This window comes from Aquimarina sp. KJ22-3 (genome assembly GCF_055808215.1).
Genome location: NZ_CM147859.1, coordinates 461,633 through 481,857, shown reverse-complemented (window position 1 = coordinate 481,857; position 20,225 = coordinate 461,633). Strand labels below are relative to the sequence as shown.

Genomic DNA, 20,225 nt, shown 5'->3' with positions numbered 1-20,225 from the left:
GTTATATCTTGCAAAAGTGCATCCTGAACATAAAAAATGGCTTAAGAATAGTATTCTTAAGCCATTTAATTGTTGTTTTAAGAGAATATATCTAGATATCAAATCGATCTAACATCATTACTTTGTTCCAGGCGGCTACAAAATCTTTTACAAATCGCTCCTTGGCATCATCACTTGCGTACACTTCAGATAAGGCTCTTAGTTCAGAATTGGAACCAAAAATCAAATCGGCCCTTGTTGCGGTCCATACTTTATCCTTTGTTCCTCTTTTAAACCCATTAAACAAATATTGTTTATCATCTACAGCTTCCCACTCAAACTCCATACTTAATAAATTCTTGAAATACTCATTGGTTAGCGTTCCTGCTTTGCTTGTTAAGATACCCGTTTCAGAGGCATCATAATTTGCGCCAATCGCACGCATCCCTCCTACCAAGACCGTCATTTCTGGAGCAGAAAGGGTAAGCAATTGTGCTTTGTCCACCAACAGCTGCTCTGTAGTAAGTGTATACTCCGTTTGTTGGTAGTTACTGAACCCATCGGCCATGGGTTTTAGCAGCTCCATTCCTTCGATACTCGTTTGCTCTTGCGAAGCATCCATTCTACCCGGTGTAAAAGGAACCTTTGTTTCATATCCTGCTTTTTTTGCTGCTTCTTCAACACCTACACATCCACCCAAAACAATTAGATCTGCTATAGAGATTTTCTTATCTCCATTGTTCGCATCAAAATCTGCTTTCACTTTTTCATAATAGGCTAGAACACGTTTTAATTGTTTAGGATTATTAGATTCCCAGTTTACCATTGGTTCTAATCTAATTCTGGCTCCGTTTGCACCTCCTCTACGATCCGAATCTCTGTAGGTAGCTGCAGAATTCCAAGCGGTACTCACCAATTCACTATTGCTTAAACCAGATGCTGCAATCTTGGCTTTCAACGATGCAATATCTTTTGCATTTACCAGTGTGTGATTTACTTTAGGAATGGGATCTTGCCAAACAAAACTTTCCTTCGGCACTTCAGGCCCTAGGTATGTTGTATTAGGTCCCATATCTCTGTGGGTAAGTTTAAACCAAGCTTTGGCAAAAGCCTTTTCAAACTCCTTTGGGTTTTTGTAAAATCTCTCGGATATTTTTCTGTAGGATGGGTCATGAAGTAAAGCAACATCTGTGACCAACATGGTAGGTTTGTGCTTTTTATTAGGGTCAAAAGCATCTGGATACATCTTTTTAGGATTTACGGCTTGAAACTGATGTCCTCCTGCTGGACTTTTAACCAGCTCCCATTCATTTTCAAATAATCCTTCAAAAAAACCGTGACTCCATTTGTCTGGTGTTTCTGTCCAAATTACCTCCAGGTTAGAAGTCGTAGCGTCTGGACCTTTTCCTGATTTGTAATTGCTTTTCCAACCCAATCCCATATCTGTAATTCCCGCAGCTTCGGGCGCTGGACCGATATGTTCTTCAGAAGCTTTACCATGGGTTTTACCTACTGTATGTCCCCCTGCAATAAGTGCAACGGTTTCTTCGTCATTCATTCCCATGCGACCAAAAGAAATCCGAATATCTTTTGCCGCGGCTGCTGGATCGGGGTTTCCATTAGGACCTTCAGGATTTACATAAATCAGTCCCATTTGTACTGCAGCTAGTGGTTTTTCTAACTCTCTATCTTCAGAAAATCGCTCATCATCTAACCACTTTTTTTCAGATCCCCAGTACACATCGGTTTGAGGCTCCCAGGTATCTACACGACCTGCTGCAAAACCATAGGTTTCGAAGCCCATAGACTCATAGGCCACGTTACCTGCCAAAATAAACAAGTCCGCCCAAGAAATTGATTGTCCATACTTCTGCTTAATCGGCCATAATAACCTTCTTGCTTTGTCAAGGTTGGCATTATCTGGCCAGCTATTTTGTGGTGCAAAACGCTGTTTTCCTTCTCTTGTTCCACCTCTACCGTCGCCAGATCTGTAGGTTCCTGCACTGTGCCAGGCCATTCGTATAAACAATCCTCCATAATGACCAAAATCTGCAGGCCACCATTCTTGAGAATCGGTCATTAAGGTTTTTAGATCTTCTTTGAGCGCAAAATAGTCTAAACTCTCAAACTCTTTTTTGTAATCGAAATCTTCTCCTAGCGGATTTGATAACACTGCATTTTTACGCAGTACAGTAAGATCAAGTGAATTAGGCCACCAATCTCTGTTAGACTTAGGTTTACCATTAGTTACCGTACCTGTAGATTTAGCGAGCTTATCAAAACCAAAAGGACAACCGCCCTTTTCGGATTCGCTAGTTACTTTTCCTTCATTACTACTAAATGAGGAGAATAGAACAATCGTTGCTGTGATCGCCAAGGCGCCTACAGCCATCAAAATTCTGGAAAGTGTTTTTTTCATTGTGTGATAAATTAATAGTTGGATTGTAAAATTCTTAAATATTTACCATTGATAAAAACTAATATATAAATGCAATTATTGATGATGTAAATAATCATTATCTTTACATATGAACATTCAACAATACCAATACGTATTAGCAGTTGTGAATTCCAAAAATTTTGAATTGGCAGCCGAAAAGTGCTTTGTGACACAATCTACATTGAGCACTATGATCAACAAGTTTGAAAATGAGATAGGGATTAAAATCTTCAACCGTAAAACCAAACCGGTTACGGTCACTAAAGAAGGAGAAAAAATAATTGAACGACTACAGATTATTGTCAACGAAATCGACTTGCTTACCAATGTCATTCAAGAAATCAAAGGTGAAATGATCGGTACTCTAAAAATAGGAATCATCCCTACCCTTGCCCCATACTTGCTTCCTCTTTTTATCACTGATTTTGTAGAGCGTTTTCCGAAGGTTACTATTAGTGTTCGAGAATTAAATACAAGTCAGATACAAGAACAACTATTAAAGAGAAATCTTGACATTGGAATTCTGGCCCTCCCTTTAAAACACAAGGAATTAACAGAATACCCATTATTTGAAGAACCCTTTTTAATCTATGACTGCACTGATGAACACACAAAATCCAAAGTTTCTCCTCCAGATTTAAAATTCTCAAAAATGTGTTTATTAGAAGAAGGGCATTGCCTAAGAACGCAAGTATATGATATCTGCGAATTATCTGCCAAGTACATGAAAACTCATGGTAATTTCAAATTTGAAAGCGGATCTATGGAAAGCCTTATACGCATCACAGAATCCAGAAAAGGGATTACTATTTTGCCCTTTTTGGCCAACAGCATGCTAAATCATACCGAAAAGTCCCGGATTACTGAGTTTAAAGATCCTGTTCCGGTACGATCTATTGGACTGGTAACTCACAATTTTTTTGTTAAAAAAGTACTTTGCGAAGAATTAACCAGACTTATACAGACTTCGGTTACTCCTTTAATTCCTAAAAAGGAGCAATTTAAAATTGTAAAACCTATTTAAAAAACTGTTTTTACGATCTTATTCAACCATATTAAAGATTTACCTGCCAAAACCTTAGATTATTGATAAAAATCTTCGCAATGTTTCGGGCATCGTCAATCCCTCTATGGTGCGTACCTTCCAGCGATAACTTTTCCATTTTTAAGGCACCACCCATGCCTATGGGTCTTTTTAGTTGTTTAATCTTGGCAAATTGATGTTTTAAGCTGATATGTTGCTCCAACCAACCTGTTTCAAGACCATACAACTCACTATCCTTTTGAAATTGTTTTTTGTCATAGAACCCCCAGCTGCATAGCAAATAGGGTTCACTAAGGTTGATCCAGTTCTTAAACCGTTCTATTACCTTATCATAAGTATCTGCGCTATCGATATCGCTCTGCTCAATAGTGGTGAGTTCTGTACAGAAATCTGACAATATAGGATGTAGCTTCGGTCTTACGAAGTCATTAAACTCATCTGTAATTTTACCTTCAGCATTTACTTTTACTGCCCCTATTTCTATGATTTCGTTTTGTTTTTCTGTATTTCGATCTTTCCAACAGGTGGCTTCCAGATCTAATATAATGTAGTTCATTGTTATTCAAATTCAATTTATCAAAAGCTAATTGGCCTCATATTTCACCATTATAGCTTTCCATCTTTGCGCCAAAAGATCTCCATTTTGGCTATCAAATTCCCCTCTCATCTTATTAGCTACGTAGATATCCATAATATTAAAACTTAGATTATCAATCTCTGGTACTTCTCTGAATTCAAGGATTCGGCCAAGCTTCATTTGAGATAGCTCTGCTATGGTTTCTGCTTTGCGTTGGGCTTTGTCTAATAGCTTTTTAAATAATCGTTTTTCAAGTTCATCTTCGTCGGGCAGTTCAAACTCCCCCAAGGACGCTCTTATGTAATCTAAATATTTTAGTTCTTGAGATAATTGATCAAGTTCATTGGCATTCTTCAGAATAACTGCATATCCCATTTTTGCAAAGCCAACATAGCTCATAATTTCGTAATTGTCCCTATTTAGGTTCCTAAATTGATACCCTTTGGTTTTCAAAAATTCGCCGAGCTCTTTATATTTTTCGATGAGTTTTACTCTTGCCTCTTTATCATTTCTGGTACCATCTTCTTCGTATCTTACAATCCTGGAGTCATCTACCACTATATGATATTCAAAACTTAAAGGTTGTATCCGTATCGAATCTCGAACCTCTATTTCAATAAACTTAGACTGTCCATGCATTAGGGCACTAAACAGTAAGGTGACAAATACTATTTTTTTCATGATATTGTATCGTTATTTCACCTGTTTATGTTGTACTAAGAGGTATCGTTACCTAAAAAACAACATAAATATTATTCAGATGCTTCAAAAGTAGTTATACCTAGTTTCATTATTTGAAACGCTTGCAATAGTTTTATTTTGTATCTAATAAATCATGTAAGGCTCTCGCTAATTCATTTTCAGAAGATGGTCTTGGCGCATCTGTATCTACAATTCGACCATTAGGATCTATAATAAGATATCTAGGTATGGTATTGATTTTTAGAGAAGAGATAAAATTAGATTCCCCTCCTTGGTTTTCGAATAACTGCACTCCTACATGATTTTCTATTTCTAAAATATCCAACCATTTCATTTTATCTTGAGGGCTGTCTATAGAAATACCTACAAAAACAATATTTTCTTCCTTGAATTCTTGATATATCTTCTCTAAAAAGGGAAGTTGAAACTTACACGGGCCACACCATGTTGCCCAAATATCCAAAAAGACATATTTTCCTTTAAAATCTGATAAAGACACTATCGACCCTTGCCTATCCTCGAAAGAGAAATTCAAGGCATGTGTCCCCATCATCTTTTTCTTAGCTTTTATCGTCTTTAATTGTTTAACGTATAATTGAACATACTTTTCATTCGAAAAAAAATCAGTGATCTTTTGTTTTTCTTTTTTCAGAATTGAGTCCTGCAGCAAATCATTATAATCCTGAATCAACTGATATTGTTTATCTGAAAAAGATCGTATAAAACTATCTATATCAGAAATGTTATTTTTAACATATTCCTTTTCTACACTAGCTTTTAACCTCTTTTTATCTGCATTAAACTGATTAAAAGCATAGCCTGCACCTTCAAAATTTATAGATGTTACCAATGCTTTTGCATCGAAGTTAATTTTTAAATCATATCCCTTTTTGATATCAATGGACAGATTCTCTCTATTATAAGAAAAATCATATTCATTGTCGGGAAGCTTCAAAGTATCCAAAAAAGTTCCATCCTCCAATACTTCAATAGTTTCTCTATAATTCAAACCTTTATGCTCCTGGTCGATGTCCGAACTGCTAATGGTGATATTTTTAGAAGGTATCGGGTCTTTAATCTTACCTGACAACACCACATGATCTTTAACCAACTTTTGTTGGCAAGAAATTATAGCAGCAGCAAAAAGCAAATAAAGCAACCGTTTCATAAAAAATCGGTTAGTGCCTGTTAAGATTTAATCATCCCTTCTATCTTATCTAAAGCAGGTTTTCCTGTACCACGATGTACTATTTCCAGTTTTGAATTCAGTAAGATAAAAGTGGGATATCCCTCTACAGCAAAGTTTTTGATGAGCCTTGGTTTTTCTTTCATATTCGCTTTGGCATACCCTTCAACAAAAACATGTTCCCATGCCATATTGTTTTTGGCAATGTACGCTACCAGAGGTTCTTTCTTTTGATCGAAAGCGATACTCAACAATGCCATCTTATTTTCATATTCCTGAGACATTCGTACCAGATCGGGAGTAAGTGCTGTACAAGGTCCACACCAGGTTCCCCAAAAGTCAATCAACACATATTCTTTACCGTCAAATACCTCACTTATCTTTTTTTGCTCTGCATCGATATTTTCGAATGTAAAATCTACCGTGGTCTCTCCTATGCGGTATCCCCATTTTGGAGCTTCGATATCCAGTTTTCGGATAAACAATTGATCCTTCTTTGGGGTAAGGCTATCCAATACATAATAGGAGTTTCCTAATTTGATACTATCTTTTATGGTATATCCCTGATTTTGAGGATCGATTATAATCGCATCTCTGGGGCCTTCATAAAATTGCACTTTTGAACCTTGGAACCACTTCATGACATTAACTACATAGTATTTGTCTTCTAACTGCAATTGTCCTTCCCAATCTTGCTGATAAAACAGTTTTATAGCGAAACTATCCTTTAATTGCCTTGGGGAATTTGCTTCAATTGCTCCTTGTTCAAAAACTCTTCATAAGGCAGTTTTTCTGGTAGCGGTTTTACTTTCATAGTTTTCTCGATGAGTTGTTCCCCGTCAAAATCCTGATACATCACGGTTACAAAAGGAATGCTATCTCGAAGCAAAGGATCTTTGGGAATACGATGTTTAAAATCGTTTTTAAAGTAAAAAACAGTATCGTCTTTAAAACTGTAGTTATTATTGGCATCGATAACCACAAACTGCTGCCCATCACGATATCCATTGACCACATATATTCCTCTTTTTATACTATCCATCGGATATTTGATGCTATCCAAGCTTCCATTGGCATATAATTCCTTTATTTTTCGCGCACCCAAAAATCGAGTTAACCGAACCTCTAACGTATCGGCCTCTGGAATATCTCTTAGAAAAGAAGGCGTTTCATCCAGCCAGGCCGCGGGTTTTGCGGTACCAGATTTTTGATTCAATACTTGTTCTGCTTGCTGTTCTTGCAGCAGTATCTGATAACTATCAGGATTAGTTGGCGTTGCAATAGCTGTTTCCTTATTCTGACAGGAAATCAACACGGCGAAAAGACAAAGTGGTAGTAGGTATTTCATGATGGTTTGATTTTATATGCCCAAAACAAAGTGAGCAAGACTAATGTATCTTTATATGTTCTAATCTATCGAAATGTTACCCATTCTAATCACAATCAACTCCTATTGTTGAAGCGTTTTCAACGCATCTTCATAATTATTCAATAAACTTCGTTCCTGATTATAGAGTTCCCCAAAGGCCAGTTGAAATCGTAATGCCAATTGTCTGGCATTTTCCCGATTGAAGGAATCGGCCTCAGAATAGAAACCAGCAATAATTTTCCAGGTGCTATTGGGACCACTTTCCTGAACCTGATACAGATTAGAAAGCGTATACAACACCTCATAATCAAAAGAATTGACCACCCCACTTAGTACAGCACTATCCCAGGCGCCGGATTGCATATTGGGGTTATAAATCCCTTTGGGCATTAACTGGGTTACTGCTTCTACTCCCGAATTGTATTGCAAACTCCCCCACAAGCTATCATTGGCCAAATATCTCCCGATCTCTTGAGAGGTTTTGAGATGATATTTATGTTTTACTTCGAGGTCTTTTTTGTTGGCTTCTATTTCGTTTACGATATTTTCGAGCACTTTATCCACCGTGTCTTGTTCTTTTACAGCCGTACGCCATTCGTTAAGTACCAATGCCAATAAAACGGCAAAAACAATAAAAAAGGTTTCCATAAGAAGCTGCCGATAATTGATCTTACTTTTTTTAGCCATGGATCACGTTTGTTTTTGTTCCAATACGTTACCAATATAGGGTTTTTGGATGGGATAGCTATTTTATTTCCCCATATCAAGCACTCACCTGACGATGGAAAAAGCCAAACTGAAAGCCCACCGCTTCTTCGTATACAAAGCTTTCAATATACGGATCGTATACCACTGGGGCATTTAGATCTTTCATGGTATTAATGATGCGATACAAAGTGGTTTTTGAAATCCCTAATCGTTTGGATAAACTAACTGGGCAACCTGTAGCTTCTAGACGGATCAATTGATCGATTCTCGCTATTAATTCTATTTGTTTGATAATGACATTCATGTTTTTCCCTTTACTGAGTTTGTATTCATTTTTATCGCAATCATAATGTCACTCACTTTCTCGAGATAAGGATAGGACCTTGCGTTTTGTTGCCATCAAAAGTAGGGGGAGAATCATATGTTTTGCAAGCAAGACAAGTCTGATTTTATAAAATCCGACTGTAAAAACAAAAATTATTTATCTGATTTTCAACTACATAAATTAAAATCATCATATTAGCCACGTTTTACTTATCACTGCACCAAACCACAATAACCCGGACTCGGATTTTATAAAAACCGTGTAGCATTTTAACGAATAGCCTCTAGATTTTTGAATTCTACCTCTTTATTTAGATACTTTTGATCTGAAATAAATGCTACCGTATGCACTTTAAAAAAAGTATTTCAATTCTGATCCTTTTGATGTTTATATCCGGTTTTGGATATGGGCAGTCTATTGATTCAATCTATAGATTAGATTTTAAAGAACTTCATGAAAAACAATATACCGAAAAAGATACTTTACTCAATAGATTATATGCAGATATCTACTTACAAAAGGCAAAAGACCTAGATAGCATTTCTGAAATGGCTAGAGGTTATTTTTGGATATCTTTTTTGGTTGCAAATAACTATGAAAAACGGATCATTTATATTGATAGTGGTCTATCAAAAGTAAAAAATACAGAGCATGTATTACAAACCGGAGCGATGTGTAATACCAAAGGAAGAGTAACTCAGCTAAGAGGAGATTATAATAGAGCATTGGAATATTATCTTGAAGGATTAGAAAATTCTGAAAAAATGAATTCCTTATACTATAAATCTGTTTTTAACTCTAGAATTGCCCACATAAAACGAAAATTAGGAAAATATGGCGAAGCAAAGTTACTTTATAAAAAATCCCTTCAATACGAGAATTTAAAGACAAACAAAGAACTAATAGATTCGTTACGATATTTAATGACTCTTGCTGATTTAACAACTACATATAGGTTGAGCAAGGAAATTGATTCAGCTCGATACTTTTATAATCAAGGGGAAAGAACATCTCAAATCACCGATATAAAAGGAGTTTATACTTTAAACAAAGGAATATTGAAATATTATAACAATGACTACAGTGGTTCAATATTGTCAATTAGAGAGGGTGTCAAAGAGTTTTTAAGTTGTAATTATCCTTCAAGCTATGGCTATCATAATTTAATGAGCGGATATTTTTTTCTAGGCAAATCATATATCTCTTTAAATCAAAAAGAGAAAGCGATTGGATATTTTAAGAAAATGGACTCTTTTGTTAATCTATCTAATGATTTAATTTCAGAAGTTAGACCCGCATATCCAGAATTAATAAAGTATTATAAATCGATAAAAGATAAAGATAATCAGCTTCATTATATCAATCGGTTATTGTATAATGATAGTATCTTTCATGGCAGATATAAATCCACTACAGATAAATTGAACAACGAATTCGATACTCCCATCCTCCTCGCAGAAAAAGAAAAACTCATTACCTCTCTAGAACAACAAAACTCCAAAATTTCTACGCAAAACATCATCATTCTGATCCTTTTGAGCTTAAGTTTGGTGGGTATTGCCTATTACTACTATCGACAACGACTGTATAAAGCACGATTTACCAAATTACTACAAGAAACTACTGCTCCAAATCAAAAAGAGGAAATCGTTACTGCCACAACAAATTCTTCGGGAATTACTAAAGAAACCTTTGATCATTTAATTGATCAATTACAACAATTTGAAGATCAAAAAGGGTATCTAAAATCCAACTTAAATGCCAAAGATCTGGCCAAAAGCTTCGGTTCTAACTCTAGTTATCTATCCAAAGTAATCAATACCTTTAAAGAAAAGAGTTTTAGTGCCTATATCAATGATTTACGTATTGAATATGTCATTGACAAACTAAAAACGGATGCCATTTTTAGAAAATATACCATAAAAGCCATTGCTCAAGACATCGGCTTTAATAATGCCGAGGCTTTTTCTAAAGCTTTCTATAAAAAAACAGGGATTTATCCTTCCTACTTTATTAAGGAATTAGAGAAACATTGCCTATAAATAACCTTTTCATTGATGAATATCGTTACCAAAATACTTTTTATTAGTTGTGTTACTATTTCCTGCTTTGGATATGGGCAGTCTATTGATTCCATTTATAATTTAGAATTTGAACAACTTTATGAAAAATTCGCGGAAAAAGATTCCTCTTTAAACCGAATGTACGCTAACACTTATTTACAAAAAGCCAAAGATCTTGATAGTGTCTCCGAAATGGCTAGAGGTTATCATTGGATATCCTATTTTTTTTATGATAACCATGAAAAACGCATTATGTATTTAGATAGTGGAATTGCAAAAGTGCGCAATACTAAACATGTATTACAAACAGGAGCTATACAAATGACCAAAGGTATATTCACTCAGCAAAAAGGCGAGTATAACAAAGCATTAGATTACTATCTCGATGGATTAAGAAGTGCCGAAAAAAACAACGTTCCTGTATATACCTCTCTTTTTCATTCAAGCATTGCAACTTTAAAGAGAAAATTTGGAAAATATGATGAAGCTAAATTGCTTTATAAAAAATCCTTAGCGTATGAAAAAACGCAAATAGGTAAAAAACAAAATGACTCAATACGATATCTTAGATTTCTTTCAGATTTAATAACCACCTATCGATTAAATAAACAAATTGATTCTGCTTACTACTATCAAACCAAAGGAGAAAAAATATCTAAATCAACTAATATTCTATGTGTTTATACTCTAAACAAAGGAATCTTGTATTATTATCATGAAGATTATGAAAATTCAATATCATTCATAAATAAAGGAATAAAAGAATTTCTGAACAATAAGTATAAAAAGACCTTTGGCTATCATAATTTAATGAGTGGATATTTTTTTCTAGGTAAATCATATATCGCTTTGAATCAGAAAGAAAAAGCAATTGGATATTTTAAGAAAATAGACTCTTTTGTTAATCTATCAAATGATTTAATTTCAGAAGCTAGACCCGCATATCCAGAATTGATAAAGTATTATAAATCGATAAAAGATAAAGATAATCAGCTTCATTATATCAATCGGTTATTGTATAATGATAGTATCTTTCACGGTAGGTATAGGTCCACTACGGATAAGTTGAACAACGAATTCGACACACCAATCCTCCTAGCAGAAAAAGAAGAGTTAATAGCATCCCTAGAACAAGAAAACTCCAAAATTTCTACTCAAAATATCATCATTCTGATCCTTTTAGGATTAAGTTTGGTAGGTATTGCCTATTATTACTATCGACAACGATTATATAAAACCCGATTTACCAAATTACTACAAGAAACTACTACACCAAATCAAAAAGAGAAAACCGTTACTGCAGCAAATTCATCCGGTATCACTAAGGAAACTTTTGATCATCTAATTGATCAACTACAACACTTCGAGGAAAATAAAGGATATCTAAAATCTAATCTAAACGCCAAAGATCTGGCCAAAAGCTTCGGATCCAACTCTAGTTATCTATCCAAAGTGATCAATACCTTTAAAGAAAAGAGTTTTAGTGCCTACATCAACGATTTACGTATCGAATATGTAATCGACAAACTAAAAACAGATACTATTTTTAGAAAATATACCATAAAAGCCATTGCGCAAGACATTGGCTTTAATAATGCCGAAGCTTTTTCTAAGGCTTTTTATAAAAAAACAGGGATTTACCCTTCCTATTTTATTAAGGAATTAGAGAAACAGTGTTTGTAAAAACATTCCTTATCAATAAAAACAACTCACTTCCATCATTACCACATATCCATCTCCTATTCAATAAGATCCGAAAAGCCTCCATCCTATTTTAACAATACAATAGCAAATAGTTATCATACTTTTAAAATTTACCATCCCTATGGGAACCCGTAAAGAACTATCACAGACATTCGTTATCTTTAAGGTAGGTGATTTTAAGTAAGGAAAATTGATCCTGGAATTACTACAAGTTAATCATACCCCCATATTATTGGACGTGTTTATCATTATGTAATCATAAACAAGGATAAATAATCAAAACTTAAAACCTATGGAATTATTCGGATGGGACACGGTCTTTGCGTGTTCAAACTCAAGAGTCAACGAACAGTTGAAAGCCAACATGAGCCAACTCATAGTCTCTTTTGACTATGAAGAGAGTGGGATCAAAATTACAGGAGAATTTGATGCCTGGAGCATTGTACAGGGCGGATCAGACACCCTGCTACATTTTGAAACCCCCATTAAATCGGGAAGCATTACCGCTATGGGGCAAACCTATGATCTGGCAGGGGTAACGCCTGTATTAGAACTGCAACTCGATTTTATCGAAAACACCTCCGTAAAAGGAGAAGACAATCTAAAGTTTAACTGTAAAGTGGTAGGAACCCATCCTGGGGATACTACTCCGGGAGCCGTAACTGTAGTCAATACAGATACGAGCAACAAACTAACGGGTATTGCAAAAGACATGTTGCACGATAACCTTCCAAAATGTCTTATCGCCAACAAAAGCAAACTGGCCTATATCTTTGCCAGTATCGGAAATCCAAGTGCAGAAAATTGGCTAACGCCCAAAAGGTTTGCCTATATCTATACACAACCGGTTTCAGGATCAGAGGGTTCTCTTGCGGTGCTAGGCGTGGTGACCGACAGAGATATTTCTGGATTGCAAAAAAATGTGGATTCTTCCCTACTTAACGGTCAGTACAACTATTATTTTGCCATGTCTTCTAATCTGTTTTTAGAACATGTGGTGATGCCAGGGTTACCCGCGGCCTACGGCCATGGTACCAATAGTGGTAGCTTTAAAATGTCTGGCAACTCGATCGTAAATACCGGAAACATCGGTTGCGATTCTCACAAATGGGGCTTGATCACTTATTACCCAAGCCTTAATAGCTTAAACATTAGTGTACAAAGCGATTCTTTAAAAACCAGTGCTGGTGGTAGATTCGATATTACCGGTCTGGCCAACGCCTATGTCACTTTTAATATTGGATCTGTAAATAAATGCGTCTTCCATCCAGATCACAAGACGATTAGCTTTGATGCCGATCCCAACCCTACAAAAGATTATAGCAAACACATCCCTTGGTACGACTGGGTAGGAGCCGCCATCGGAGGAGTAGTGATTTTAGGAATTGTTTCAGGAGTGATGTACGCCATCTGCGGTGCCGTTGCATCGTCTGTAAGTGATTCGATCAACTCCGGAGGGAATCTATCCATCGCAAAAATTGCTTCATTCAATGTGAATTGGAGTGGTTTAACCAATTTCGATGTTAAAAATGCCGGATTATCAGGAGCATTTTATATGAGAGGAGATTCAGCTTTATCTACGTCAGAAAACACCCCCCAGAACTAGCAGAAGCAGCTCAATAATTGATTTATTAACACTTTTAAAACCTAAAACTATGTCAGATCAAATTGATTTACTGGGATGGGACACCGTCTTTGGTATTAGTTACAAATCGGTGAACCAGGCGATTGTAAAAAGCAAGGGAACACCAAGCGATTTTAATTATGAAAATAGTGGTTCTAAAGTCACTATTTCTGGGGATTGGAGTGATTGGCAATTGTCTATTGGAGGCGATGGCCAAAACCTTCAAATGACTTGCCCGATTACATCGGGTTCTGTAGTGAGCGACGGAAAAACAGGAAACCTAGCAGGAGGGATTATAGAGATCCAGGTAAAGTTATCTGCTATACCAGATCCTAAATATGATCCTGGAAAACAGGTTCCGGGGACGGGTGGTACACCTCATCTATTCAAAGTAAATGCCGATGGGAGTATCGAAAATCCTTCGGTAAGTATTATCACTAGTACCTTCCCGAATATTTCGGATCAATTGCTAAAAACGGCGTTACCGCAGATATTCCAGGAGTACTTTATTGATAATATTGCCAGTTTTAATCACGTATTTGCGGCGGTAGATATTAACCTGAAGGCAGACAAAGGAGACTACCAGTGGCTGATGCCTACGTCTACCTCTTATGCCTGCGCTCCGGCTAGAGACCAAACTTTGGACAACAGTGTTTTTGGAGTATTGTGCACTACAGACGACAGTCCATCGGGACTACTTGAAAATGCGATAGATGCTCGAATTCTCGAAAATCTACCCACCGGAACCAACTCTGCTTTTTGTATTAGCGAAAACAAAATGCTGGAGCATATTTTGCTACCGGGTGCCGTATACAACATCCAGGGATCAAAAGCAGAAGATTTCCATATTATCAATGACAACAATTGGATCGCTACCAACAAGGATCTTACCTGGGGTAATTTTGAGCTGGACAACGGGCACAAAATCTCTCCGGTAATCAAGGCTGGTAACTTCCAGATGGGCATCGAGAATAATTTTGTGGTGATCAAAGTGATTGACGCTACTTGCGAATGGACCGGTTGGCATGGACCCGGAGACATTAATCTTCATTTAAACATGACTCAATATTTTGAGTTAGAATTAAAGAAAACATCTAAGGGATATGTGCTGATGCCAAAACCGTTATTTGATAAAAACGGAGACAAAATTGTGTCTAATGGTAGCGTAAATATCAACTGTAATGTTTCTGTTTCTGAAGGGGTTCAGATCTTTGAAATCTGTACAGGAATCGCAGCAGCCATCGTAGGAAGTATTTTGGGAGCTGTACTGGGTGCTGCAGTAGATGCCGCCGGAACAGTGACGGTAAAAACCACTACCGAAGCGGCTATAGAAATGTCTACTGTAGAGTGGGTGCCTTTGATTGTAAGAGACTCTCAAGGGGAGATTCAAGAGATGGAACAAGCATCGTTCCAGGCGGCTGCAGAATCTGTAGAAAACGCAGGAAGCAAAGGGTTTGTACAATCTTTTGCATCAGCGCTCAATGCCAACAAATGGAAAGTCTTTGCTGGGATTTTGGGATCTGCTATGGGAGCTCAAATTGGTTTGATCGCCAAGTACATGAAAATGGCTGCCGATGGGGACCTGGATAGCATCCCGACGTTCAACAACTTTGCAGCAAATTGTGTAGGTACTACTACATTTCCTGGCAATACCGGTTGGGATCTAAAAGCTGTGAATTTAAACGGCCCACTTTTAATCACCGGAGATTTACTAGATGCTGATGTTCAGGAAAAACCTGAGCAATCTCTAGAAGGCACCCTGGTGTAATACAGGGGTATGATGACTTAACTTTTGTTGAGTTTCCAAAGCGTTTTTTACCAAAAACGCACACATTAAAATTAATCACAATTAAAAAATATAAACAATGGCAAGTGCAATAGATACTTTCGGTTGGGATACTGTTTTTGGTATCCATTATGATCACCTTAATACGGCTTTTCAAAAAGACAATGCAAAACTACCCGATTTTAAAGACTGGTTAGATGCCACTTCACAAGTTAAAATCACTGGATCCTGGTCCTATTTTCAGGTTACCACTGGTGGTGCTGGACAAAATCTACAGATGATGTGCAAACTAGTGAGCGGTACCACATCTATGGGATCAGACTTAAAAGATTCCTGGTTAAAAATTCAGGTGAATTTGTCTACGATTCCTAATCCAGATTATCCTGCAAAGGATAAAACAGGAACGGGAGGTACAGTAAACACCATGAGTGTTAACTCAACAGGAACTACAACTAATCCCGCAGTTTCTATCATTAGTTCCAGTTTTCCAAATGTTCCTGCAGGGTTGCTCAAAGAAGCCTTACCAGGGATATTTCAAAACTATTTTTGTGCCAATATCGCCCAGTTTAATCAAATTTTTGCGGCTGTAGACTTAAATGTAATCGCAGACAAAGGAGATTACCAATGGCTAAAACCATCATACACTACCTATGCTTGTGCGGATTCGGTGAGTGGTAAATTGAATGATGGGGTATTTGCCGTTTTAAGTATGACAGACAAAGATCAACCCACACAACTAAGTCATGAAGTTGATAATCGTATTCTGCAATCATTACCTGATGGAGCAAACTCGGCTTTGGCCCTTAGCGCTACCAAGGTACTGGAACACATCTTTTTACCGGGTGCGGTGTATACGATCCAAGGATCTTCTACAGATGATTTCAAAATCGACAACGACAATATGTGGATTACCAACAAGAACGATGTGACCTGGGGTAATTTTACATTAGACAATGGTAAGGAAATTACACCTACGATTAAGGCGGGTAATTTCCAATTAGGGCTGGTCGATCAAACCGCGCAATTGCAAATCATAGATGCCACAGCAAAATGGCCGGACTGGAAAGGTCCAGGAGAGATCGATGTACATATGAACATCACCCAACATTTTGAGTTTGAATTAAAGCAAAACTCATCTGGAGGGTATGTTTTTATTCCTAAACCAGATACAGATGGCACTTCGGTAAAAGCGATCACTACCAATGTAACCGTATCCAAAGGTGTAGAGATTTTTGAAATCTGTTTGGGAATAGCCGTTTCGATTGTTGGTGCGGTAGTAGGAGGCGCTATTGGTGGATTATTTGATGCTGCAGGTTCTGTAGCTACCGAATCTGCAGAGCAAGGTGTGATCACCATCACCGAAGATGGAATTAATGACGCCGCAGAACAAGCTGGTAAAGATGCCATAGAAAACGCCGAAAAAGATGCAGCCGATAGCGCGGCAAATTCGGTAGAAAATGCAGCCAAACCAGGTTACGCCACTCGATTTAAAAATGCAATTTCGGCCAACAAATGGAAGATATTTGGAGGAGCCATGGGAGGTATTTTAACTTCTCCGGTAGGGATGATTTCTACCTTTATGGAGTTAGTTGCAAAAGGAGACTTAGAAAATATTCCTACGTTCAATGATTTTGCATCAAATTGTATAGGGTCTACCACTTTTCCAGGCTCTACAGGTTGGGATTTAAAATCTGCAGGTCTTAATGGACCACTGGTGATTACCGGAGATTTGAAAGCAGCCGATACAGACAAACAATCTGTTGTTGAAGAAACAGCTAGCGCGGTATAATGTATTGTTTTGGGGTACGAAGTCTGCAAACGACTTTGTATCCCAAAAAACAATTGTGTTTCATCTTTTAAAAAATTAAAACCATGAGTATAACTTCTACAGTTACAGATACCCCGCACACTACAGATACCTTAAATTGGGATACGGTTTTTGCCATCCCGATTCAGGATGTGAATAAAGCGATCATTAATAAAAAAAGCTCTCCCAAGAGTTTCGAATTTGAAAATACAGCCGACAAAATATACTGTCAAGGTGATTTTGGAGATTGGCAAATTGTAATGGGAGGAAGTGGTTCTTTGATAAGAATGAATCTGCCCATTACGAATCTTTCGGGATATTATTATAATGGAGATGATAAGGTTCAATTTTCTAGTTCGGGGCCGGTAAATGCAATCATCCAGGTAAAACTAAAATATTTACCTCATGACAGTAAGTCTAACGACCCAAATGACGGAACCTATCACAAATTAGTGGTGCGCAGTGAGTCTGGGAATCCCGAAGATCCGGTAGCTTCTTTTATAGCGCTAGAAATGGGGAAATCCGAAATTTCCCCAGGAATTGGTAAATATGCCGCAGAAAATGCGATTACCGGATGGTGTAATGGAAATATCGCTGAATTTGCCCATATTTTTGCCACCGTAAACTTGAATCGCATCATTGATAAGGGTGCATTTTCGTTTTGTAATCCTTCGGAAACCAGTTATGCGTATTTAGACAGAACCAATCAAGAAGACAGTTTATTGGGCGTTTTGTGTATGACCGGCGGGAGAACGACTACAACAAATATTCAGCAAATAAGCCCATATACCATTCCTGATGGTGATGAATCTGGTTTTCTGATTTCGAGACAACGCTTTTTGAAGGATCTTTTGCTACCTACATTTCCGTTGCAATGGCCACATGCCTCTGTAGATGATTTTGAGGTTACTTCGGATAATCACTATATCAAATTGAAAGAAGGAAAATCCATTCAATTGCCGGATGTTCATCATAGTGGCAGTTCGTATACACCCTATTTGAAGACCTTTAGTATTCAGATTCAAGATCAACATATGATCGTAACTTCGTATACAGAAACCGAGGTTTTCCCGGGAATAACTGCGTGGTGTCAATCTACAAAGACCTATAGTATCAATTTAGGAAACAGTAAGAACGGACAAACGTTGGTATACAAAGAAATTGGTTCTGGAGATGAGCAACACGGTACTTATAAAAGTCCCGGAGTAGAAATTGCAGAGTGGATGATTGGTATTATCGCGGCGGTTGCTCTTATCATTTTGGGAATATTGACCGATGGAGCTGCCTTTTTTATTGGTGCGTTAATTATTGGTGCCCTGGCAGGGTTGGCAGCAGCAACACCAGAAATTGTAGGATTGGTCAACACCGACGATTCCCCCTCAATAGATCTGTTGAAATTTAATGTTTCTAATCCCATACAATGGTCAAGCGGCTCTGAGTATACCTTAGAAAGTTGTGGGCTTAACGGCCCCTTACAGCTAGGAGGAAACCTAAATTTTGCCTAGAGACCAATATCTTTTGATCAACTAATCATTATAAAACTGCTTGAACTTTTGGTTTGAGCAGTTTTTTTTGAATAAGCATGTTGTACTTATAAAACACCTTTCATTAAGCCCCGCTATGTATCCCATGCCATAGCAGGGCGCTACGTCGAACTCTAATCCTGCCCCACTGGATCAGGGTTCTATCAACACACAACATATTGTTGTTTTATATACCAATAGACATCTTGATTTTTCTTTTTCACCAGAATAATCTTGCAAAGCTCCGAGATCCAGGTGCCCGGCACCGCGGAGTTTGCTGGATGGTTTTTAGCCATAGCTAAAAAATTCCTATGAAATGAGACATAACGATTAGGTTGATGTTCATCTACCTCATCATGGCGAATTCTATCTGACAATTGAAAAAAAGTAAAAATCAACAGATAAAAAAGTGTCCTTTTCTTTGGTTCTTTCTTCCTGTATCCGACGAGCATAGCGAGAGGAATACATTTCAAAAGAAATGAACAGAAGGTTTATTCATAATTGTAAGTATCCTATGATTACTCTTCTGATCAAAAAAGAACTCAATCATGCATAGTTCTTATTATTTATAAAAACTACGATGCCTATCGTTTTTACTTTGTACCCCTTTAGTTTCGGGAGGGTACAAGGCTTTGCTCATAGATTGGATATAACTTGCAGCCCACTTCCTCATGGTTGCGGCGATCAACTGCTTCCAACCCTTGGTTCCTGTTTTTTGGCTAGTAACGTGAGTTTCCATTGTTTTATCATTTATGGATTAGACATGGTTTGTATTCTGATAGGAATAGCAAGACTCGAACTCGCATCTCTGGGGTCGTAACCCAACGTTCTCTCCGATTGAACTATATTCCTTGGTGTTGCCCAAAAATCTTGGGCACAAAAAAAGACGCCGTGTTCGGGCGTCTTCTTCTAGATCTTAGGATGCTATGCAACTACTACATATACTTCCTATTTCTTGTTATACTACAGACACCCTTTATGTACACATTAGACCAGTAGATCACCTGCTTAGCTCCCAGGCGATTTAGTCTATGTAGTGTGCAAATTGGTGTCATGATTTTCTGTTTTTAAATGTATTTTCTTTTCTATCTATTATTATGTGAGCTGTTCGTTTTGATTTGTTCCAATCACAAGGCAAAGATGAAAACTATATTTGAAATATACAAGAAAAATTTGATTTAATTTACTGATTATCAATTGATTAAGTTTAATTTCAAGACATAGGAATTCCCGTCCGCTTTATGCAGATATTGGATCGTTATCGCATACTACTGTCTCTCTGATGCTTACCTTCCAAATGTGATTTTTATGTATGTATTAGCGTATGTACATTGGATGAAAAAAATTCATAAAAAAAAGCGTCCAATTTCTTGGACGCTTCTGGTTA

General features: G+C 37.2%; 16 protein-coding genes and 1 tRNA gene. 7 read left to right on the top strand and 10 right to left on the bottom strand.

The annotated features are described in order from the left end of the window. Positions 1 to 91: 91 nt before the first annotated feature. Entirely contained in the window at positions 92 to 2,398 is a 2,307-nt protein-coding gene (gene katG / locus AC0L3Q_RS02185; protein WP_473284717.1) for a catalase/peroxidase HPI, read from the bottom strand. Between the two features lie 109 nt (positions 2,399 to 2,507). Between katG and AC0L3Q_RS02180 the strand changes: the two genes are divergently transcribed. Further along, positions 2,508 to 3,443 carry a LysR substrate-binding domain-containing protein gene (locus tag AC0L3Q_RS02180; protein ID WP_473284715.1) on the top strand — a complete coding sequence of 312 codons (936 nt, stop codon included), beginning with the start codon at positions 2,508 to 2,510 and terminating at the stop codon, positions 3,441 to 3,443. A gap of 31 nt (positions 3,444 to 3,474) precedes the next feature. On the opposite strand, the gene AC0L3Q_RS02175 is transcribed toward AC0L3Q_RS02180, so the two are convergent. The 7 genes from AC0L3Q_RS02175 to AC0L3Q_RS02145 all read right to left on the bottom strand — a co-directional run bounded on the left by AC0L3Q_RS02175 (position 3,475) and on the right by AC0L3Q_RS02145 (position 8,310). Continuing rightward, positions 3,475 to 4,020 carry a 3'-5' exonuclease gene (locus AC0L3Q_RS02175; protein ID WP_473284714.1) on the bottom strand — a complete coding sequence of 182 codons (546 nt, stop codon included), beginning with the start codon at positions 4,018 to 4,020 and terminating at the stop codon, positions 3,475 to 3,477. A 27-nt stretch (positions 4,021 to 4,047) separates the two neighbouring features. Then, positions 4,048 to 4,722: a hypothetical protein gene (locus AC0L3Q_RS02170; RefSeq protein WP_473284713.1), complete on the bottom strand. Its 675-nt coding sequence runs from the start codon at positions 4,720 to 4,722 to the stop codon at positions 4,048 to 4,050. A 133-nt stretch (positions 4,723 to 4,855) separates the two neighbouring features. Continuing rightward, positions 4,856 to 5,911 (bottom strand): TlpA family protein disulfide reductase, encoded by a 1,056-nt coding sequence (locus AC0L3Q_RS02165; RefSeq protein ID WP_473284712.1) that lies wholly within the window; start codon positions 5,909 to 5,911, stop codon positions 4,856 to 4,858. Between the two features lie 20 nt (positions 5,912 to 5,931). Then, positions 5,932 to 6,570 (bottom strand): TlpA family protein disulfide reductase, encoded by a 639-nt coding sequence (locus AC0L3Q_RS02160; RefSeq protein WP_473284711.1) that lies wholly within the window; start codon positions 6,568 to 6,570, stop codon positions 5,932 to 5,934. 86 nt (positions 6,571 to 6,656) lie between these two features. Next, positions 6,657 to 7,277, bottom strand: a complete 621-nt coding sequence (locus AC0L3Q_RS02155; RefSeq protein WP_473284710.1) for a hypothetical protein — start codon at positions 7,275 to 7,277, stop codon at positions 6,657 to 6,659. Between the two features lie 102 nt (positions 7,278 to 7,379). Continuing rightward, the gene (locus AC0L3Q_RS02150) at positions 7,380 to 7,985 is read right to left on the bottom strand and encodes a hypothetical protein (RefSeq protein WP_473284708.1); all 606 of its coding nucleotides are present in this window, start codon (positions 7,983 to 7,985) and stop codon (positions 7,380 to 7,382) included. Between the two features lie 76 nt (positions 7,986 to 8,061). Then, positions 8,062 to 8,310: a hypothetical protein gene (locus AC0L3Q_RS02145; protein WP_473284707.1), complete on the bottom strand. Its 249-nt coding sequence runs from the start codon at positions 8,308 to 8,310 to the stop codon at positions 8,062 to 8,064. Positions 8,311 to 8,675: 365 nt separating this feature from the next. On the opposite strand from AC0L3Q_RS02145, the gene AC0L3Q_RS02140 reads away from it, so the two are divergent. From AC0L3Q_RS02140 to AC0L3Q_RS02115, 6 genes are all read left to right on the top strand, one after another. Continuing rightward, positions 8,676 to 10,373, top strand: coding sequence for a helix-turn-helix domain-containing protein (locus tag AC0L3Q_RS02140; RefSeq protein ID WP_473284705.1), 1,698 nt, complete (start codon positions 8,676 to 8,678; stop codon positions 10,371 to 10,373). A gap of 15 nt (positions 10,374 to 10,388) precedes the next feature. Next, positions 10,389 to 12,077, top strand: coding sequence for a helix-turn-helix domain-containing protein (locus AC0L3Q_RS02135; RefSeq protein ID WP_473284704.1), 1,689 nt, complete (start codon positions 10,389 to 10,391; stop codon positions 12,075 to 12,077). Between the two features lie 313 nt (positions 12,078 to 12,390). After that, the gene (locus AC0L3Q_RS02130; RefSeq protein ID WP_473284703.1) at positions 12,391 to 13,704 is read left to right on the top strand and encodes a TULIP family P47-like protein; all 1,314 of its coding nucleotides are present in this window, start codon (positions 12,391 to 12,393) and stop codon (positions 13,702 to 13,704) included. Between the two features lie 49 nt (positions 13,705 to 13,753). Beyond that, entirely contained in the window at positions 13,754 to 15,490 is a 1,737-nt protein-coding gene (locus AC0L3Q_RS02125; protein WP_473284702.1) for a TULIP family P47-like protein, read from the top strand. A gap of 97 nt (positions 15,491 to 15,587) precedes the next feature. Continuing rightward, positions 15,588 to 17,297, top strand: coding sequence for a TULIP family P47-like protein (locus tag AC0L3Q_RS02120; protein WP_473284701.1), 1,710 nt, complete (start codon positions 15,588 to 15,590; stop codon positions 17,295 to 17,297). 83 nt (positions 17,298 to 17,380) lie between these two features. Beyond that, positions 17,381 to 18,820, top strand: coding sequence for a TULIP family P47-like protein (locus AC0L3Q_RS02115; RefSeq protein WP_473284700.1), 1,440 nt, complete (start codon positions 17,381 to 17,383; stop codon positions 18,818 to 18,820). A gap of 580 nt (positions 18,821 to 19,400) precedes the next feature. Here AC0L3Q_RS02115 and AC0L3Q_RS02110 read toward each other — a convergent pair. Both AC0L3Q_RS02110 and AC0L3Q_RS02105 read right to left on the bottom strand, forming a co-directional pair. Then, complete coding sequence (locus AC0L3Q_RS02110; protein WP_473284699.1) at positions 19,401 to 19,577, bottom strand: hypothetical protein; 177 nt, start codon at positions 19,575 to 19,577, stop codon at positions 19,401 to 19,403. 40 nt (positions 19,578 to 19,617) lie between these two features. Beyond that, positions 19,618 to 19,690 (bottom strand) — tRNA-Arg (locus tag AC0L3Q_RS02105). Positions 19,691 to 20,225: the final 535 nt, after the last annotated feature.

Bases quoted from the DNA above. Each gene is read 5' to 3' on its own strand.
- AC0L3Q_RS02165 (WP_473284712.1), bottom strand. From the start codon at position 5,911: ATGAAACGGTTGCTTTATTTGCTTTTTGCTGCTGCTATAATTTCTTGC.
- AC0L3Q_RS02145 (WP_473284707.1), bottom strand. From the start codon at position 8,310: ATGAATGTCATTATCAAACAAATAGAATTAATAGCGAGAATCGATCAA.
- AC0L3Q_RS02150 (WP_473284708.1), bottom strand. From the start codon at position 7,985: ATGGCTAAAAAAAGTAAGATCAATTATCGGCAGCTTCTTATGGAAACC.
- AC0L3Q_RS02170 (WP_473284713.1), bottom strand. From the start codon at position 4,722: ATGAAAAAAATAGTATTTGTCACCTTACTGTTTAGTGCCCTAATGCAT.
- AC0L3Q_RS02155 (WP_473284710.1), bottom strand. From the start codon at position 7,277: ATGAAATACCTACTACCACTTTGTCTTTTCGCCGTGTTGATTTCCTGT.
- AC0L3Q_RS02115 (WP_473284700.1), top strand. From the start codon at position 17,381: ATGAGTATAACTTCTACAGTTACAGATACCCCGCACACTACAGATACC.
- AC0L3Q_RS02135 (WP_473284704.1), top strand. From the start codon at position 10,389: ATGAATATCGTTACCAAAATACTTTTTATTAGTTGTGTTACTATTTCC.
- AC0L3Q_RS02160 (WP_473284711.1), bottom strand. From the start codon at position 6,570: ATGAAGTGGTTCCAAGGTTCAAAAGTGCAATTTTATGAAGGCCCCAGA.
- AC0L3Q_RS02120 (WP_473284701.1), top strand. From the start codon at position 15,588: ATGGCAAGTGCAATAGATACTTTCGGTTGGGATACTGTTTTTGGTATC.
- AC0L3Q_RS02130 (WP_473284703.1), top strand. From the start codon at position 12,391: ATGGAATTATTCGGATGGGACACGGTCTTTGCGTGTTCAAACTCAAGA.
- katG (WP_473284717.1), bottom strand. From the start codon at position 2,398: ATGAAAAAAACACTTTCCAGAATTTTGATGGCTGTAGGCGCCTTGGCG.
- AC0L3Q_RS02125 (WP_473284702.1), top strand. From the start codon at position 13,754: ATGTCAGATCAAATTGATTTACTGGGATGGGACACCGTCTTTGGTATT.
- AC0L3Q_RS02110 (WP_473284699.1), bottom strand. From the start codon at position 19,577: ATGGAAACTCACGTTACTAGCCAAAAAACAGGAACCAAGGGTTGGAAG.
- AC0L3Q_RS02180 (WP_473284715.1), top strand. From the start codon at position 2,508: ATGAACATTCAACAATACCAATACGTATTAGCAGTTGTGAATTCCAAA.
- AC0L3Q_RS02175 (WP_473284714.1), bottom strand. From the start codon at position 4,020: ATGAACTACATTATATTAGATCTGGAAGCCACCTGTTGGAAAGATCGA.
- AC0L3Q_RS02140 (WP_473284705.1), top strand. From the start codon at position 8,676: ATGCACTTTAAAAAAAGTATTTCAATTCTGATCCTTTTGATGTTTATA.